Source organism: Vibrio sp. SCP2, assembly GCF_059295395.1.
The window spans coordinates 575,873-594,885 of record NZ_JCAFVV010000002.1; the positions used below are offsets into that span (position 1 = coordinate 575,873).

The window sequence follows — 19,013 nt, forward strand, 5'->3', positions numbered from 1 at the left end:
CAGAAATTAGAAAGCGCCTTTCAATGGGCGCTTTTTTGTAACGAGTGGATAAGTTATTTTTCGATAACGGTAAAGATAGTCCACTCTTCGATCACCTCTTCTTTCAAACCTACTACCGTTGCAGTTACACGGCGGTTTAATGCATGTGAAGTTTCATCTTCACCCTCCGATTCAAGTCTTGTTTCTCCATACCCAACGATGGTAACTCTGCTAGGTTCTGTTCCATAGGAAAGTAGTTCGTCTTCAACTGCATGCGCGCGTTTCTTTGACAGCTCTAAGTTGTACTCAGGGGTACCGATTTTACTCGCGTAGCCTTGAATTTGAATTGAGGCCGACTTATAGCGCTCCAAAAACTCAGCCATGGTCTGAATTTGATCTGAAAATATAGGGTTTATTTCATAAGAATCGTTGGCAAATAAGATTCGAAGCTGGCGTTCTTCCTCTTCAAAAAGAGCCGCACCACAGCCATCATTATCCACTTGCGCGCCAGATGGTGTGCCGGGACAGATATCACGCGCATTGACAACGCCATCTCTGTCGTCATCAGTAAGATCCGATATTTGGTTCGCCACAGGCGTGTTGATGTAATCGTACTCGTCTTCGGCAATCACTGCGCTAATGGGGATGAAAGCCATAAGGGTAAATGGGATAAACTGTTTAACTTTCATATTAATACTCCACTCGCTCAGTCCACTCTTCAGGTGTGTCTACTAGCAAAGCGTCAAGCAGATTGCCGGTTGCGTTCATTACGCGGTACTTAGCGTATTGTTCAGCGTAATGAGCATCTAAATAATCCTTTCTCGCTTCGAATAGCTCATTCTCTGTATTAAGTAAATCAAGTAAGGTTCGTTGACCAATGCGGTACTGTTTCTCGTAAGCAATGACGGTTTCAGACGCTGAGTCTACGTGGTCTGCCAAAAAGTTCTTTTGTTGCAATGTTAAATCCAATGCACTCCAAGATAGTCGAAGGCTTTCTTCAACTTGACGAAAAGCATTGTCACGCAGATCTTTGGCTTGGTTGAGCTGGTAAGCCGCTCTTTCAGACAGATCGCTGTCTGAGCCACCGTTATATAGGTTGTATCGCATGCGAAGCATAGCTAAGGTTTCGTCACTACTGCCTCGGTCGCCACCAGCGTCATCACGCCACGTTTGACTCGCTTCAATGGAAAATGTTGGGTAGTAATTACCTTTAGATTGTTTGTACTGAAAGCGTGCGGAATCAACATCGACTTGAGAGACCTTGATCACGGGGTGCTTTTCATAAGCCTCGACGAGCGCATCTTGTAAAGAAAGGGGCAGCTTAGTTTCATCCGCTCTTGGATAGATTAAGCCCAGTGGCTGTTGCCCGACTAAACGCGTGAACTGCGTATGGGTATCAACAAGATTGTTTTGAGCTGCAAGGAGATTCCCGTGAGCTTTCGCTATACGAGCTTCTACTTGCGATACATCCGCAGTCGAGCCGATTCCTGAGTCAGCACGACGTTGAATATCGCGGTAAATCTCTTTGTGAACGGCTAGATTACTTTCCGAAAGAGCGAGTATCTCAGTCGCTTTTACAGCATCAAGGTAAACTTGAGTGACACGAAGCGCGAGATCTGAGGCGTCTGATAAAAGTTGGAAGCGAACGGATTCGGCATCAGCCGCGGTTCTGTCCATATCGTTAAGAGTGGCATTACCGTCCCATAAGAGTTGGGTAAGGCTAATGGTTGCTTCTTTTCTCGTTAGATCAGAATCACTTCTCCCGGTCGATTCTGCTGGATTTATACCTTCATACCCAATACCCGCATCTAGATCCAAGCTTGGCAGATAAGCTCCGCCTGCGGCGTCGGCCTGTTTAACTGCACTTTTAAACTCGTTGAAGGTGCTTTTTAGTTCAGGGTTGGTAGCGAGTGTGATTGCGACTGCCTGCTCCAATGTTTGCGAGGAAGCAGTGAAGCTCGCAAGAACCACACAACTAGCGATAAGTGACTTTTTCAGGTTCAAGGGAGCCTCCTTAATGTCTGCTAAGTCAATAGTCAATTATCGTAGGAGCACGACACCCCTACAGTAAGTACCAAAAGCTTAGTCGACGTATTCCAAAAATGAGAATCTTTATGCGAAATTGATGAGTTGAATTATTAGTGACTTATAAACTTTCGTATGGACTTTTTTGCTATTGAGTGGAATGTCAGTAACTGGGGTTCTAGCTTTATAGGATGTGGGAGTATGCGAAAGTTTTAACACCATGAATGGGGTGGGGGGACTTATATCGCACAGATGGGAATTGGGTTATGAATGCGAAGAGTCTAGCGCCATTTATGTTAGCTAATACGACGGTAGTAATTGACATCAATGGTGAGATAAGAGAACTAGTACCAGGAGAGGTACCAGGGCCTGGAGAAGTCATTGTCGTTTTGGGACAGGGGGCCACCGCCGCAACCGAGCCGCAAATAGAAGCTCAGCTTATAGGTGATGGAGGTGAAAACTTCGATCTTAACTTGGACAATGAAATAGCTTCGATCATCGAGCAGATTGAAGAAGGTGTCGACCCAACTCAAAATGAAGACTTTGCTACCGCCGCCGGTGGACAAAATGGTTCGAGTCCTACAGGGACTGGAGACATCGAGCGAACTGGAGCCGAAACACTAGCGGAAACTCAATTTGATACAACAGGTCTTGAGTCTCAAGGCCTTTCTGAAACACAGAGCCTCGCTCTACTCGATCTAGTGGCGCAGGCCGTCTTTGTTGGAGATGATGCCGTTACCGTGTTTGAAACGGATGTTCCTTGGGTCATTACTGGTACGGTTGTCGCAACAGAAACAGATGTCCCGACATTTATTCCTCAAGAAGATGTCGCAGGTGACAACGGTACATTTTCTATTGATGCCGATGGTAATTGGACCTATGTAGCGAACAGCGCCTTTGATGAACTTAATATCGGTGATTCGCTCGTTGACGTATTCCCTATTGAATCTACTGACGGCACAGTTGGCAGTGTTACAGTGACGATTAACGGTACCAATGATCTTCCTCAATTTGTCGCGACAGATGATTTTGTCCCGGGTGGCAGTGAAGGGGAAGAGCAGCTTTCTACGTTTGCATTTGAAGACGGTGTTTACAGTTTTGATATACCAGAAAACACCGCGGCGGGAGTTGCCATTGGACAAGTAGCAGCGACTGACCCAGATAACGATGTTCTTATTTTCAGCATTTCGACAAATATTCAAAACGAAGGTGGAGAAGACCTATTTGCCATTGACCCAGATAGCGGGATTATTACCCTGACAGCGGCAGGTGCTGCGTCTTTTGTGAATGATTTTGAAATTCTTGAAAACGTCCACAATATCGTGGTCACTGTCACTGAAGGGGACGGAATTGGTGAGCCACAATCTGTCGATGTCGATGTGATATTTACTGAGCTTAATGAAGATGATAATGCACCAGTTTTCGAAGGCACTGACGAGGGAGGAGCGTATAACTTCGAATACGATGAAAACTCAACCGATGATTATGTCATTGGTACAGTTAGCGCCTCCGACGCCGATAGCGAGAACGTTACCTACAGCATTAAAACTAATGTGTTTAATGATGCTGAAGAGCCATTATTCGAAATCGATTCAGTCACCGGTGAAATTAGCTTAACCGCGGCTGGCGTTGCCGCGTTCACTAACGACTACGAGTTGGCCGAAAACGAGCACAGTATCGTGGTTACCGCGACGGAGGATGACGGTCTAGGGCCAGTTAAAACTACGGATGTAACGGTTAATCTGGATGAGCTCAACCTTGATGATAACGCACCTGTTTTCGAAGGTACCGATGAAGGCGGTGAATACAACTTCGAGTATGATGAGAACTCAACAGACGATTATGTGATTGGCACAGTTAGTGCGACGGATGCGGATGGGGAAAATGTCACTTATAGCATTAAAACCAATGTGTTTAATGATGCTGAAGAGCCACTTTTCGAAATTGATTCAGTCACTGGCGAAATCAGCTTAACCGCGGCCGGCGTTGCCGCGTTCACTAACGACTACGAGTTAGCCGAAAATGAACATAGCATCGTGGTCACCGCGACGGAAGATGAAGGCTTTGGTACGGTCAAAACCACCGATGTGACGGTTAATCTGGATGAAGTTAACCTTGATGATAACGCACCTGTATTCGAAGGCACCGATGAAGGTGGCGAATATAACTTTGTATACAACGAAAACTCAACTGATGACTACGTGATTGGCACCGTCAGTGCGACGGATGCGGACGGTGAAAATGTCACTTACAGCATTAAAACCAATGTGTTTAATGATGCTGAAGAGCCATTATTCGAAATCGATTCAGTCACTGGTGAAATTAGCTTAACGGCGGCTGGCGTTGCTGCGTTCACTAACGACTACGAGTTAGCCGAAAACGAGCACAGCATCGTTGTCACCGCGACCGAAGATGAAGGCTTGGGTCCGGTCAAAACCACCGATGTCACGGTTAATTTGGATGAGGTTAACCTTGATGATAACGCACCCGTATTCGAAGGCACCGATGAAGGCGGTGAATACAACTTTGAGTATGATGAAAACTCAACCGACGACTACGTGATTGGCACCGTCAGCGCCTCAGATGCAGATGGGGAAAATGTCACTTACAGCATTAAAACCAATGTGTTTAATGATGCTGAAGAGCCACTTTTCGAAATCGATTCAGTCACCGGTGAAATTAGCTTAACCGCGGCTGGTGTTGCCGCGTTCACCAACGACTACGAGCTGGCAGAAAACGAGCACAGCATCGTGGTCACCGCGACTGAAGATGAAGGCTTGGGTCCAGTCAAAACCACTGATGTGACGGTTAATCTGGATGAGGTTAACCTTGATGACAACGCGCCAGTATTTGAAGGCACCGATGAAGGCGGTGAATACAACTTCGAATACGATGAAAACTCAACTGATGACTATGTGATTGGTACAGTCAGTGCGACGGATGCAGACGGTGAAAATGTCACTTACAGCATTAAAACCAATGTGTTTAATGATGCTGAAGAGCCCTTGTTTGAGATTGATTCAGTCACTGGTGAAATCAGCTTAACCGCAGCTGGCGTTGCAGCGTTTACTAACGACTACGAGTTAGCGGAAAATGAACACAGCATTGTGGTTACGGCAACAGAAGATGAAGGCTTCGGTCCGGTTAAAACTACCGATGTCACGGTTAATCTCGATGAAGTTAATTTGGATGATAATGCGCCAATATTTGAAGGCACCGATGAAGGTGGTGAATATAACTTTGAGTATGATGAAAATTCAACCGATGACTACGTCATTGGCACCGTCAGCGCCTCTGATGCGGATGGGGAAAATGTCACTTACAGCATTAAAACCAATGTGTTTAATGATGCTGAAGAGCCACTTTTCGAAATCGATTCAGTCACTGGCGAAATCAGCTTAACGGCGGCTGGTGTTGCCGCGTTCACCAACGACTACGAGCTCGCAGAAAATGAGCACAGCATCGTAGTTACGGCGACCGAAGATGAAGGCTTGGGTCCAGTCAAAACCACCGATGTCACGGTTAATCTGGATGAGGTTAACCTTGATGATAACGCGCCAGTATTTGAAGGCACCGATGAAGGCGGTGAATACAACTTCGAATACGATGAAAACTCAACTGACGACTATGTGATTGGTACAGTTAGTGCGACGGATGCAGATGGTGAAAATGTCACTTACAGCATTAAAACCAACGTGTTTAATGATGCTGAAGAGCCCTTGTTTGAGATTGATTCAGTCACTGGTGAAATCAGCTTAACCGCAGCTGGCGTTGCAGCGTTCACTAACGACTACGAGTTAGCCGAAAATGAACATAGTATCGTGGTTACCGCGACGGAAGATGAAGGTTTCGGCCCGGTTAAAACCACCGATGTGACGGTCAATCTGGATGAAGTTAATCTGGATGATAACGCCCCAATATTTGAAGGCACCGATGAAGGTGGTGAATATAACTTTGAGTATGATGAAAATTCAACCGATGACTACGTCATTGGCACCGTCAGCGCCTCTGATGCGGATGGGGAAAATGTCACTTACAGCATTAAAACCAATGTGTTTAATGATGCTGAAGAGCCACTTTTCGAAATTGATTCAGTCACTGGCGAAATCAGCTTAACGGCGGCTGGTGTTGCCGCGTTCACCAACGACTACGAGCTCGCAGAAAATGAGCACAGCATCGTAGTTACGGCGACCGAAGATGAAGGCTTGGGTCCAGTCAAAACCACCGATGTCACGGTTAATCTGGATGAGGTTAACCTTGATGATAACGCACCAGTATTTGATCCAAACGACGGCGATCAGTATGCGTTCTCCTACTTTGAAAACAATACAGAAGACTATGTGATTGGTACTGTCTCTGCGACGGATGCAGACGGTGAGGATGTCACCTACAGCATCAAAACAAATATTTTCAATGACGCTGACGAGCCGCTATTTGAGATTAACCCAACCAACGGGAACATAAGTCTAACAGCAGCAGGGGTGTTGGCATTTACCAACAATTTCGAAGCGTTAGCTAATGTACATACACTTGTTGTAACCGCCACCGAAGTTGATGGTTTTGGTATCCAGAAATCGACAGACATCGATGTCGTACTTAGCGAACTTAATGTCAATGAGCTTCCCGTTTCCGAAGACTTCAACGTTGATGCCGGTGACGCGATCTTTGTGCCTATCATTTTTGATTCCGATGACGAAGACTTGGACCATATCTCTGATGAAGACGATGATTTTAATGGCGTAGAACTTAACGTCATGATTACTTCTCTTCCTCAATATGGCACCTTACTCTACACCGATGACTTTGGTGAAACTCGGGTGATTACTGAAGCAGATCTTCATGTCATTGGGGATGAAATCGACCCTGAAAAATTGTTTGATCCTGACAACTTTACCTATGTACCAGGCCCGGGTGACCCATTTGAAATCGGTTATAGTGGCGACCCAGATGACATAGTCCTAGATGAAGATGGGTTCTACAACTGGGGTGAGTGGGTGAGTGATACAGAGCGCCTCATTACGTTGGATAACGGTAATATAATAGGTATCTCAATTACCGATAACAACAACAAACCACTTAAACAGTATACCGGGGATCAACCGCACGTCGGCTGGGGTATTGGTGATACTGATGGTAACGGGATGAACAAACAAGAAACCTTAATCATTGATCTAAGTGACAACCCACTTGATGTAGTGACTTTTGGTTTAGACGGCATGGGAGGTTCATTTAATACCAACAGCAACGTCTATGTTGAAGTTACCTACACGTTCGCAGATGGTACAACTCATGTAGAACAGTACCAGAAAGATGAAGGTGATGTCGGTAATCAGCAAATTCTATACGATTTCAGCTACTCCTCGCCAGATAATCCAATTGTACAGATGGAATTGAGTTCAACTGGAGGCAACTGGGAGCTGAGATACCTATCTGGCACCCAAGATATTACTGAAGATGTAACATTCGATTATGTGGCGGTCGACTCAGACCTAGCTGTTAGTAATGAGTCAACGGTTACCATTGATGTATCAGACTCACCAGAGTATGAGGTGTTATCTGCGGCTGAAGGGGATGATTTGGATGCCGACTTAGGTAACCAGGTTATGCTTGGTGATGAAAACGACAACGTGTTTGTCTGGCTAGATGCCACTCTCGATAACGGAACTGACGTCGTCGACAACTTTGATTTAGGCAGCGACTTGATAGACTTGAGAGGTATTTTAGAAGAAGACGATAATGTCTTAGTCGGTGACTTAATTGACTCTATTAGTGCTGAAGTCGATGGCGATGACATCGTAATGACAGTGACTGATGAAGGTAGAGAGCAAACCATCATTCTTGAAGGAGTGACCAACGCATTTGAAGATGCTGGACTCGTTGAAAACAACTCAATAACCAGTGAGTTAGAAATGTTAACTCAAGTGCTCAAAACAGATGCAGCGTAATCATTTTGGCTTATAAGACCAACCAATCGGTTGGTCTTTTTTTGATAATTAGGTCATTATTTTAATCGGATCGTGAAAACTTATTGCCAGATGATTTCAATTTATGATAATTTTCGCCGCAATCTCGGAGAAGAGTCTCAATAAGGACATTCTGGGGGATACGCGTGATGGCATTCGGGCTGAGTGAACATCACGTAGGGTAGGTATCGGCAAGTCCTTTTGTCGATAGACGGGATACTAATGTCGTTAAGCGGCATGTGAATGGGAAACCCAACATTGAACTCACACAACAAAACTACATTAATCAGCTTAGTTCTTCCTCAATGCCCTGTTTTACAGGACAGTTGCATTACTGAACCTTGATCTAATTTCTCGATATGTAATCCATCCATGATGGATCGTTTTCTCGTATGCGCTTTTTAAATATGTCGCGCTACGGCTTGCTATACCCTCAGTTTAGAATTTGTTCTTACGAGGGGAAAGAATTATATTTCAAGGGATTAAATCATGAGCACAGCCTTTGAAGTCGATAACACAGTGATGAGCACTGCTATCGCAACTCCTTTTTCAACTCAGATTCCAGTTTTGGAAGGAACCTACGATCTGACTCCAGATCAGATCCTACTAGACCAAGAGCAACATGAATCTGAGGTTCGTTCTTATCCACGACGCTTGCCTATTGCTATTAAACAGGCCTACGGTGCGCTTGTTGAAGACACTCGTGGTCAGTTATTTTTAGACTGCCTCGCTGGCGCAGGCACTCTGGCGTTGGGATATAACCATCCAGAAATCAATCAAGCGCTAAAAGCTCAGCTAGACAGTGGCCTGCCGTACCAAACGCTTGATATCGCTACCCAAGCAAAAACGCACTTTATCAAAACTGTAAAAGAGTTTTTGCCACAAGAGTTGGCCGACGATTGTGTCATTCAGTTTTGTGGACCTTCTGGTGCAGACGCCGTTGAAGCCGCGATTAAGCTTGCCAAGCAAACTACAGGCAGAAACACCATGTTTGCTTTCCGTGGTGCATACCACGGTATGACAAATGGCACGATGGGAATGATGGGTAACCTAGGGACTAAGGCACGTCGAACTGGCCTAATGTCTGACGTTCACTTTATGCCGTTCCCATATAACTTGCGCTGTCCATTTGGACTTGGTGGCGACGAAGGGGCAAAAGCAAGCATTCGCTATATTGAACGTCTATTGCACGATGACGAAGCGGGTATCATGAAACCTGCGGCGATTGTTGTTGAACCTGTACAAGGTGAGGGTGGGGTTGTTCCAGCACCTGCTTTCTGGCTTAAAGAACTACGTCGTATCTGTGATGAGCATGGGATCTTGCTGATTTTTGATGAGATTCAATGTGGTGTCGGCAAATCAGGCTATAACTTCGCATTCGAAGAAGCAGGCATTGTTCCCGATATTCTATGTCTGTCGAAAGCGATTGGCGGCGGTATGCCAATGTCTTTGCTCGTGATTAACAAGCAGCACGACACATGGAAACCGGGCGAGCATACGGGCACATTCCGTGGTAACCAGTTAGCGATGGTCTCTGGTGCTAAAGCGCTAGAAATTATCCAACGCGACAACTTAGTTGAGCACGCCAATATTGCTGGTCAGTATTTGCGTCACGGCTTAGAAGCGATTCAAGCACGAGTAAATTGCATCGCAGAAGTTCGTGGTAAGGGTTTAATGCTTGGTGTCGAAATTCGCAAGCCGGGCAGTGAACTGAATAAATTTGGTGAGCCTGTCTCGGACGGTGAACTCACATTGAAAATCCAACGCGCTGCGTTAGAACGTGGTCTGATGGTTGAAAAAGGTGGACGTGACGGTTCCGTGATCCGTTTTCTTCCGCCATTGATTATCTCTTTCGAGCAAATTGATTTTGCTCTGCGCGTGCTTGAAGAAGCGATTATTGTCGCGGGCGGTAGTCATCTTGATTCACAAGAGGGCAACGCTGCGTGGAAGCAGCATTTTGTTCAAACAGGTGAGTCTGGCAGTGACGAGTTCGCTAAAGCCATGAATCACACTACAGCGAAAATGAAAGCGGTGTTTGAGCAAATTGGTGCGCCATATTCTGGTTTAGAACCTAAGCAGCTTGAGCAGGCAATCAACGCTGTTGATCTCGATAATAAAAACGCTTCGTTGATTGACGTGATTGGTGAGACGGCAGACTTAGTTGCCAAGAACTCAATCATAGTGCAGCACCCTGACTGTATTGCGCATCTTCACACGCCACCATTGATGCCTTCGATTGTCGCTGAGGCGATGATCGCTGCGCTAAACCAATCAATGGACTCTTGGGATCAAGCATCCGCAGCCACTTACGTTGAACAGAAAGTGATTGACTGGATGTGCGAGAAATATGAGTTAGGTACTCAAGCAGACGGTATCTTCACCAGTGGTGGAACCCAAAGTAACCTGATGGGCTTATTACTCGCACGCGATTGGATTGCCGATAAGCTTGATTCACATTCGATTCAAAGGCTAGGTCTACCAGAGTACGCGAGTAAGTTGCGTATCCTGTGCTCGAAGAAATCTCACTTTACAGTGCAAAAATCTGCTTCTTTGCTCGGTTTAGGTGAAAGCTCAGTTTGCTGTGTTGATGCCAACCCGAATGGAACCATCAAGGTTGACGCCTTAAAGGTTGAAATCGAGGCATTGAAATCGCAGGGCCTAATACCGTTTGCTGTAGTGGGTACGGCGGGCACAACCGATCACGGTGCGATTGATGACTTAGCATCTATTGCTGATATCGCTGAGCAAAATGCCTTGTGGTTCCACGTTGACAGTGCCTACGGCGGCGCATTGATTCTAAGCAGCCATAAGTCGCGTTTAGCGGGTATTGAGCGAGCAGATTCAGTCAGCGTTGACTTCCATAAGTTGTTCTATCAAACAATCAGTTGTGGCGCGGTGTTGCTAAAAGACAAAGCGAACTTTAAGTACCTTCTTCATCATGCTGATTACCTGAATCGCGAACATGATGAACTGCCTAATTTAGTCGATAAGTCGATTGCAACGACCAAGCGTTTTGATGCACTAAAAGTCTTTATGACGATGCAAAGCGTAGGTCCAGAGACGTTGGGTAAAATGTATGACCACCTTCTTGAGCAGACTCAACAAGTGGCGGATCTGATTGAAAGTGACTCGGCATTTGAGCTACTCGCACAGCCTTCACTGTCGACTGTGCTGTTTAGAGTGTGTGACTCGCACACTAGCGATTTAGATGAATTGAATAAGACTCTAAGACTGCAGGCCCTGACTCGTGGCATTGCCGTACTTGGAGAAACAGTAGTGAATGATAAGTCGGCGCTTAAATTTACTATTCTAAACCCTTGCTTGAAGATTTCTGACTTTGAGTCTTTATTAAACAAAATCAAAAATTTAGCTTCTGAGCTAGCGAAATAAAGGTAACGTAATACTATGGCTATTTTACAAATTGGTGCAGGTGGTGTCGGTTGGGTTGTAGCGCACAAAGCAGCGCAAAACAACGATGTACTAGGTGACATTACTATTGCGTCTCGCACAATCGGTAAATGTGAAAAGATCATCGAATCTATCCAGAAGAAAAACAACCTTAAAGACAGCTCGAAGAAACTTGAAGCTCGTGCCGTCAACGCGGATGAGGTGGAAGCGTTAGTTGCTCTAATCAAAGAAGTGCAACCTGATCTGGTTATCAACGCGGGTCCTCCGTGGGTAAACATGGCGATTATGGAAGCGTGTTACCAAGCGAAGGTAAACTACCTAGATACATCAGTGGCGGTTGACCTATGTTCTGAAGGTCAGCAGGTTCCACAAGCTTACGATTGGCAGTGGGGTTACCGCGAGAAGTTTGCTGAAGCGGGTATTACGGGTATTTTAGGCGCAGGTTTCGATCCGGGCGTAGTATCTGTATTTGCTGCTTACGCGGTGAAGCATCTGTTTGATGAGATCGATACGATTGACGTAATGGATGTTAACGCGGGCGATCACGGTAAGAAGTTCGCTACTAACTTTGACCCAGAAACCAACATGCTGGAAATTCAGGGTGATTCTTTCTACTGGGAAAACGAAGAGTGGAAACAAGTTCCTTGTCACTCACGTATGCTTGAATTCGATTTCCCTAACTGTGGTACACACAAAGTTTACTCTATGGCGCACGATGAAGTTCGTTCAATGAAAGAGTTTATCCCAGCGAAACGTATTGAGTTTTGGATGGGCTTTGGTGACAAGTACCTAAACTACTTTAACTGTATGCGTGACATCGGTCTGCTTAGTCCAGATCCTCTAACACTGCATGACGGTACGGTTGTTCAACCTCTACACGTTTTGAAGGCACTGCTTCCAGATCCAACTTCACTTGCTCCGGGTTACACTGGCTTAACTTGTATCGGTACTTGGGTTCAAGGTAAGAAGGACGGTAAAGAACGCAGCGTATTTATTTACAACAACGCTGACCACGAAGTGGCTTACGAAGATGTAGAACACCAAGCGATCTCTTACACAACGGGTGTTCCTGCTATTACAGCAGCGCTACAGTTCTTCCGTGGTGAGTGGGCGGATAAGGGTGTGTTCAACATGGAACAGCTAAACCCAGACCCATTCCTAGAAACAATGCCGAGCATTGGTCTTGATTGGCATGTTCAAGAGCTTGAAGCGGGTAAAGGTCTGCCAGTCATTCACGAACTTAAAAAGTAACGACTGATTTTTTAGTTTGGTATCAAAAGGGGACAGTAGTGTTCCCTTTTTTAGGTATAGGAAGTGGGCATTAGTAATTTTAATTTTGTAACTCACTTCGTTCAGACAGGACAAAATTGAAAATTACCAATGCCAACCCATTTGGTTTTACTCTTTCACCTTTAGTTAGAGCTTGAGTACATATAAATGACATCGAATAAAGAACAACTCAAAACCCCTTACTTTATGATCAACGAAGATAAGTTGATTGAAAATCTAGAGAAAGCAAAACAGCTGAAAGAAATCTCTGGTGTGAAACTGGTGTTGGCACTCAAATGTTTCTCTACGTGGGGTGTGTTTGACATTATTAAGCCTTACTTAGATGGCACCACAAGCTCTGGTCCTTTTGAAGTAAGGCTTGGCCATGAAACGTTTGGCGGTGAAACGCACGCATACAGTGTGGGCTACAGTGAAGATGACGTACGTGAAGTGGCTGATATTTGTGACAAGATGATCTTTAACTCGCAGTCTCAGCTCGCGGCTTATCGTCATATCGTTGAAGGTAAAGCATCCGTAGGTTTACGTTTAAATCCGGGTGTTAGCTATGCGGGTCAAGATCTGGCAAATCCAGCGCGCCAGTTCTCTCGATTAGGGGTACAAGCGGATCACATCAACCCAGAAGTGTTCGATGACATTGATGGTGTGATGTTCCATATGAATTGCGAAAACAAAGATGTTGATGCGTTCATTGGTTTACTTGACTCGATCTCCGAGCAGTTTGGTCAATACCTAGATAAGCTTGATTGGGTAAGCATGGGCGGTGGCGTGTTCTTTACATGGCCGGGTTACGATATTGAGAAATTAGGCTTGGCGCTAAAAGCGTTTTCAGAAAAACACTCGGTACAGATGTACCTTGAGCCGGGTGAAGCTATTATTACCAAAACCACGGATCTTGTTGTGACTGTGGTTGATATTGTTGAGAACGTGAAGAAGACAGCGATTGTAGATTCAGCAACAGAGGCACATCGCTTAGATACGTTAATCTATGATGAGCCAGCATCGATTCTTGAAGCATCGGAGAGCGGTGAGCATGAATATGTGATTGGCTCTTGCTCTTGCCTTGCTGGGGACCAATTCTGTGTAGCTAACTTTGACAAGCCGCTAGAGATTGGTCAACGCCTCCACATCATGGATAGTGCAGGTTATACCATGGTTAAGCTTAACTGGTTCAATGGTTTGCGTATGCCGTCAGTCTACTGCGAGAGAAGCTCGGGAGAGGTTCAGAAGCTGAATGAATTTGATTATTCAGACTTTAAACGTTCACTCTCTCAATGGTCTGTGAACTAGACAAAAAAAAGAGAGCGATTCGTCGCTCTCTTATTCATTAGACTCTATTTTTAGTTTTCTACCATGACCCTTGTGTCTTCACTTAAAGACTCAAGTTCATTAGCCACGTCGCCAATACTGATTTGTTTTGGTAGTCGAATTGACAGGCTGGCTGTAAACAGACTTGAACTGACACCACCGCCACCCGCAATGAATACCCTTTGGCAATCCATATCAAGGATACTAATGCCTTGCCCATCTAAAACATGAGTGATTTCGTTGACGATACCCGCTCGATCATTGGAATCGAGTCTGAGTTGGTAAATAGTATCAACATCGTGAGCCAACTGATCTGAATCTGTAATTTGTACCAGTAAGTCAGGATGGGAAGTGAAGGCGTCTTTGACAAGGTGTTCGTTCGCACTAGGAAGCTCAACTTTAATCACCGCGGCAACTTGATCTTCGATGAAATTGACTTTGCTGATGAGCCATTTACCTCCATTTTCATGGGTAATAGCGGCAAGTTGCTTGATAGTGGCAGGCGTCGCTTTGCCAACGAAATTAACAATAAATGTGCTGTTCATATTGGGCCTCCAAACGCTGAGAAAGGCATGTGCTTTCAATATTTCTTAATAAGGAAAGCGATCTTAATACCTAACTTCAGTTTAGAATGCGCGCAAAGCTTGGGTTTGACCTGAGTCAAGTTTTACACCTAAATCCTTGTCACTGCTACGGATCTTTAACCGCGAGCACAAAAAAAGCGATGTAAAACATCGCTTTTTCAGCCAGAGGTGGTGTGATTTAAAAGCTAACTTTCATCTCAACGCCGTAGAAAACGTTGTCATAGCTAGCACCTGCATCCATAGCGAACTTAGCGGCATCTTGATTGCCGAACCAAGGTTTACTACTGTATTGGAATTCTGCACTTCCACCCCAAGCTCCGCTCACCCAACCGTGGATATGACCGACTGGATTGAGGAAAAACAGAGAAACATCGCCGACCGTTTCAGAGCCCAATACTTCGCCACCAGATGCGACAATGTTTTGTTCTGCTTCAAACATCATCTCACCGACGACAGCACCAAAGAACGGGGTAATAAAGATGTCCTGCCAAGAAGGCACTTCTGCAAAGGCTTCGACACCGTATTCCCAGAAGAAGGTCGACATCGTCGCTGAGTATAAGAAAGACTCAAATTCGTTAAAGCCGGCATGGCGAGCTGCTGTGTAGTAGACACCACCAAAATAAGGGTGCATGACATAGTTTAGGAAGTGCTCATCGCGGTCCCATGTAGGGCCCGAAGTGACATTGTCTTTCCATTTAGAGCCAAGACCACTAAGGTCACGGTCTTCTTCATCCCATTTTGTAATTGATTCGGGAAGAAGCGTCATCAAGCCGACCGTGGCAACACTCAGTCCTAAAATCGTGTAGGTTTGCCCCATTAAGTAATCCCAATCTTTGCCGTCGGAAACAGTGAGATATTTAGGTAAGCCTGGGCCTTCAAGTTTTAGGTCATTTTCCGTTAAACCGAGTGAAAATGGGTCTGACGATTGATATTGATAAGAATGATAGAAAAACGTGTCGGATTCAGCTTGATCTACAGTGTATGAAAACTCAATATGTTGATTAGAATCATGTACATTGGCACTGGCCTGGGCAGAAGCTGACAAAACTAAAGCGGTGATGCTTTTTTTCAACACTGAGTACTCCATCGTTATTATTTTAATGATCAGGGTCACAAGTATCCAACAAAGTTGGCGTATTGGGAATCTGAAATTGTCCTAATTAAGAAACTTAGTTGTTTTTTGGCCTAATGCCATAATAAATATCAGTTAAACTCATAAAATATGTGACGTTTTCCCACTAAGGATAAAATAATGTTGAAAATCGCAATGCTGAGCACTGGGGAAGAAGTCCTCCACGGAGACATCGTTGATACGAATGCTGCGTGGTTATCACAAAGATTTTTTGAACACGGCTTTAGCGTAACTAAGCGTTCAACCGTTGGCGACGAGATGTCAGCTCTTGTCGAAGAGTTAATGATGCTTAGCTTTAATAGTGATGTTGTCGTGGTGAACGGTGGGCTAGGTCCAACAAGTGATGACTTAAGCGCAGAAGCTGTGGCTGTCGCTTCAGAGACCGAGCTTGTCTTATATCCTGAATGGTTAGCAAGGCTAGAGAAGTTTTTTGCCTCTCGTGGGTTAGCTATGCCTGAGAGCAACCGTAAACAAGCCATGTTGCCAAAAGATTCGGTTCTACTTGATAACCCAATTGGAACTGCTTGCGGCTTCAAAATTCGCTTTAATGAGTGTGATTTCTACTTCACGCCGGGTGTACCGAGTGAATTTAAGCTAATGGTAGAGCAACAAATTCTGCCCGATATGAGAGCCACTCATAGTAATGTAATAGGGCAGGAGTGCAGTAAGCTTTATACTTTTGGCACTTCTGAGTCGGCGTTATCAGATAAGCTCGACAAGGTACAACTTCCTGATGGCTACACACTGGGTTACCGTTCGTACCTGCCTTACATTGAAGTGAAGTTGTTTGGCCCTAAGAATGATTTAGATAACCGAGTCAAACTGCTGCAGATTATCTTTAACCTGATTGAAAGCAATGTGGTGAGTGTTGATGAATCTATGCAGGACCATGTTGCCTATCTAATCCAAGAGCGGAAACAATCTATCGCGACGGCGGAACAATCGACTTATGGTTCGTTATCACACTGGCTGCAGTCCAAAGAAGTCGCAGCTCAATACTGTGGTCATGGCTGGGTGTTAGGCGAACGCGTTAATGTTGGTGATGAAAATGACGACCAACTTGCCGCCGCATTTGCCCTTGCTGGAGCAACGAAAGACAAATGTGCGACGGATATTGCCATAGTGACAGCCAAGGTTATTGATAAAACGTTCTCAGTTGCACTCGCCGCACCAGAAGGGGAGTGGGGACAAACGCTAACGTTCAATCGTAACTATACCCGCGAAGAGCGTACTTTGGTGATCACAACCGTGGCTGGGGATATGTTACGCCGTTACCTCAACGCTAAACCTATGTTTGCCCAGTACAGCTCATTGAGCAGAAACAAAGAAATGTTTGTGCCACGAAGCGCAATAGAAGCATAATTATTCAACTAGGATAGTGAGCCAATTTTGTCAAATTGGCTCAGTCTGCTGTTCTGTATTAAGTGAATGATCCTATTTCTTATTACTCATTCATACTCATATTATTTTTATATGCCAAATTCGAATATCGCTTAACTGGATGATTTTCAATAGAAGAGGATTTTGTCTTAGATTTGATACGTGCATTCGGCCAAATAACCTATAAAATGACAATTCAGGATTTCAATTGCTCAGGGAGGTTAGCATGTTTAATCAGTCCAAGATCCTTGTTTGGTATCAAGTGGCGAGCCAAAAAGTCTTTCTAGGTGAAGCACTTAATGGAAAGCATCAAGACGTTATCTCTTTGTGGCTACAAGCGCCAGAAGATAAGCCAAGTGGTGAGTATTTGGGCTATCGACTTTCGTTATTTGATGATGATGGAAGGGAGATCGCAGATAAGCCTGTTTCTATGCTGACTGCGGATGAGTTTTTGTCTGGAGCACGAGTTCAAATATAAGAACGGCCAGCATTAAGCTGGCCGTTGTCTATTTTGTGCATATTTATGCGCGTTTTTCTTTAAGCGAGTAATTGACACCTTCCACTTCAATGTCTGTTTTCGCCTTACAGATACACGGCAAAATTTCTTTTTCTTGCGTGTACGCCATTGCAAAACCAACGTATTCAACTTCACCTGAGACCAGTTTACAGCGGCAAGCGCCACAGTGCCCATCTCTACAGTTGTATTCAGGCTCTAACCCCGCATTCTCCATGGTTTCGAGAATGGTATTAGAAGGGTGAGACTGAACCGATGTAATAGCGTTGATTTTGATACTAGGCATTACAGTTCGAAATCCTTGAAGTCGTCTGCACGTACGTCGCTGTCGATCTGACCAACTAGGTAAGATGAAATTTCTGCTTCCTGTGGCGCAACCTGCACGTTATCTGAAGACAACCATGCATTAATCCAAGGAATTGGGTTAGAAGTTGCTTCTGGGTAAGCAGCGTCTAGGCCAACAGCTTGCATACGAATGTTGGTAATGTATTCAACGTACTGGCAAAGAATGTCTTTGTTCAGACCGATCATTGAACCATCTTTGAATAGGTATTCTGCCCACTCTTTCTCTTGCTCAGCAGCGTCTTTAAACAGCTCGAAACACTCTTGCTTACACTCTTCAGCGATTTGCATGAAAGAGAAGTCGTCTTGACCGTTACGTAGCAGGTTAATCATGTGCTGTGTACCGGTTAGGTGCAGCGCCTCATCACGAGCGATAAGCTTGATGATCTTAGCGTTACCTTCCATTAGCTCACGCTCAGCGAAAGCAAATGAACACGCAAAACTCACGTAGAAACGAATTGCTTCTAGTGCGTTCACTGACATCAAACAAACGTAGAGCTTCTTCTTAAGGTCGTGAAGGGTAATCTTCACTTCTTCGCCTTTGATGTTATGAGTACCTTCGCCGTAACGATGGTAATCATTAGTCATTTGAATCAGATCGTCGTAGTAGCGAGAAATGTCTTCAGCACGCTTAAGGATGTGCTCATTTTCTACGATGTCGTCAAACACTAGACCTGGATCATTCACGATGTTACGGATGATGTGAGTGTAAGAGCGTGAGTGAATTGTCTCTGAGAAAGACCAAGTTTCAATCCAAGTTTCTACTTCTGGTAGCGATACCAAGGGTAGTAGGGCAACGTTAGGGCTACGACCTTGGATAGAATCAAGTAGTGTTTGGTACTTAAGGTTTGAGATGAAGATGTGCTTTTCATGCTCTGGCAGCTTGTTGTAATCGATGCGATCGCTTGAAACGTCCACTTCTTCAGGACGCCAGAAGAAAGACAGTTGTTTCTCGATGAGTTTCTCGAAGATCTCGAACTTCTGTTGGTCGTAACGAGCTACGTTTACTGATTGACCCAAGAACATTGGTTCTTTTAGCTGGTCATTTTTGTTTCTGTTAAAAGTACTGTAAGCCATGGTGCCTCAATTCC

The 19,013-nt window shown here is 44.9% G+C and carries 12 protein-coding genes; 6 read left to right on the forward strand and 6 right to left on the reverse strand.

The features are described 5' to 3' along the window. Window positions 1-53 precede the first annotated feature (53 nt). Both AC5O63_RS10505 and AC5O63_RS10510 read right to left on the reverse strand, forming a co-directional pair. The gene (locus tag AC5O63_RS10505) at window positions 54-635 is read right to left on the reverse strand and encodes an OmpA family protein (protein WP_494505012.1); all 582 of its coding nucleotides are present in this window, start codon (window positions 633-635) and stop codon (window positions 54-56) included. Window positions 636-669: 34 nt separating this feature from the next. Then, complete coding sequence (locus tag AC5O63_RS10510) at window positions 670-1,983, reverse strand: TolC family outer membrane protein (RefSeq protein ID WP_494504912.1); 1,314 nt, start codon at window positions 1,981-1,983, stop codon at window positions 670-672. A 287-nt stretch (window positions 1,984-2,270) separates the two neighbouring features. Between AC5O63_RS10510 and AC5O63_RS10515 the strand changes: the two genes are divergently transcribed. The 4 genes from AC5O63_RS10515 to nspC all read left to right on the forward strand — a co-directional run bounded on the left by AC5O63_RS10515 (window position 2,271) and on the right by nspC (window position 13,952). Further along, window positions 2,271-7,949, forward strand: coding sequence for a VCBS domain-containing protein (locus AC5O63_RS10515; RefSeq protein WP_494504913.1), 5,679 nt, complete (start codon window positions 2,271-2,273; stop codon window positions 7,947-7,949). 507 nt (window positions 7,950-8,456) lie between these two features. Further along, window positions 8,457-11,357: a pyridoxal phosphate-dependent class III aminotransferase gene (locus tag AC5O63_RS10520; protein WP_494504914.1), complete on the forward strand. Its 2,901-nt coding sequence runs from the start codon at window positions 8,457-8,459 to the stop codon at window positions 11,355-11,357. Window positions 11,358-11,372: 15 nt separating this feature from the next. After that, window positions 11,373-12,626, forward strand: coding sequence for a carboxynorspermidine synthase (locus AC5O63_RS10525; RefSeq protein ID WP_494504915.1), 1,254 nt, complete (start codon window positions 11,373-11,375; stop codon window positions 12,624-12,626). Between the two features lie 186 nt (window positions 12,627-12,812). Next, window positions 12,813-13,952, forward strand: coding sequence for a carboxynorspermidine decarboxylase (nspC, locus tag AC5O63_RS10530; protein WP_494504916.1), 1,140 nt, complete (start codon window positions 12,813-12,815; stop codon window positions 13,950-13,952). A 50-nt stretch (window positions 13,953-14,002) separates the two neighbouring features. Here the strand turns inward: nspC and AC5O63_RS10535 are convergent, their stop codons facing one another. Further along, window positions 14,003-14,515: a glycine cleavage system transcriptional repressor gene (locus tag AC5O63_RS10535; protein ID WP_494504917.1), complete on the reverse strand. Its 513-nt coding sequence runs from the start codon at window positions 14,513-14,515 to the stop codon at window positions 14,003-14,005. Window positions 14,516-14,732: 217 nt separating this feature from the next. Beyond that, window positions 14,733-15,629, reverse strand: a complete 897-nt coding sequence (locus AC5O63_RS10540) for a DUF3943 domain-containing protein (RefSeq protein ID WP_367939614.1) — start codon at window positions 15,627-15,629, stop codon at window positions 14,733-14,735. Window positions 15,630-15,806: 177 nt separating this feature from the next. Here AC5O63_RS10540 and AC5O63_RS10545 point away from each other — a divergent pair, with 177 nt between their 5' ends. Further along, window positions 15,807-17,048: a CinA family nicotinamide mononucleotide deamidase-related protein gene (locus AC5O63_RS10545; RefSeq protein ID WP_494504918.1), complete on the forward strand. Its 1,242-nt coding sequence runs from the start codon at window positions 15,807-15,809 to the stop codon at window positions 17,046-17,048. A 244-nt stretch (window positions 17,049-17,292) separates the two neighbouring features. Further along, window positions 17,293-17,544, forward strand: a complete 252-nt coding sequence (locus AC5O63_RS10550) for a hypothetical protein (protein ID WP_494504919.1) — start codon at window positions 17,293-17,295, stop codon at window positions 17,542-17,544. A gap of 43 nt (window positions 17,545-17,587) precedes the next feature. Here the strand turns inward: AC5O63_RS10550 and yfaE are convergent, their stop codons facing one another. Beyond that, a complete protein-coding gene (gene yfaE / locus AC5O63_RS10555) occupies window positions 17,588-17,866 on the reverse strand; it encodes a class I ribonucleotide reductase maintenance protein YfaE (RefSeq protein WP_494504920.1) in 279 nt (92 codons plus the stop codon). Next, window positions 17,866-18,999 carry a class Ia ribonucleoside-diphosphate reductase subunit beta gene (gene nrdB, locus AC5O63_RS10560; protein ID WP_494504921.1) on the reverse strand — a complete coding sequence of 378 codons (1,134 nt, stop codon included), beginning with the start codon at window positions 18,997-18,999 and terminating at the stop codon, window positions 17,866-17,868. The genes yfaE and nrdB overlap by 1 nt, the downstream gene beginning before the upstream one ends. Window positions 19,000-19,013: the final 14 nt, after the last annotated feature.